The following is a 511-nucleotide window of genomic DNA, read 5'->3' as shown; positions in this document are numbered from 1 at the left end:
AACCAGATCGTTGTTGAATGGAAGTACGCCGAGTACTTCGCTTTGTGTAATCGGTCCTTCATTGATAGATTCGCGAATGCCGCCGCCATTTTGCAGGGCGATTACAGCATTAGTACCAGCTTTTTTGGCTGCAAAGAGCATACCATCGGCAATCAGGTTACCGAGATTGGTTTCCTTTGTGCGAACATTGTCACGAACGCCGTTTAGGACAACCTCTGAATTACCTACTACCTCATTGCCCAGTTCCTCAATACCCGGTTTATATTCGGTTTCCAAGATCAATTTGGCTTCAGGATCCTCTGCGATAACATAGTTAGCGCCATTTTTAGCATCGATGGAGATTAATTGGTCTTTCCAAGTAGTTAGTACGCCATCTTTGTTAAATTTAACTTCAAGTTTACCAAGGAATAGTCCTTTTTCACCGGTTTGTACAATAAGCTTCGGTGCTTTTGGATCGCTGTTATCTACAACGGCTTGATCCAGTTGTGTATGGCTGTGACCACCGACAATA

General features: G+C 43.6%; 1 protein-coding gene. It reads right to left on the bottom strand.

Annotated elements, in window-relative coordinates:
- On the bottom strand, positions 1-511 hold a 511-nt coding region (locus CA598_RS31750; protein WP_179281793.1), incomplete at both ends, for a 5'-nucleotidase C-terminal domain-containing protein.

It is taken from the genome of Paenibacillus sp. VTT E-133291, from assembly GCF_002264395.1.
GTDB lineage: Bacteria > Bacillota > Bacilli > Paenibacillales > Paenibacillaceae > Paenibacillus_AQ > Paenibacillus_AQ nitricinens.
The sequence above is the reverse complement of the archived record's forward strand: the minus strand, read 5'-3'. Positions and strand labels throughout refer to the sequence as shown.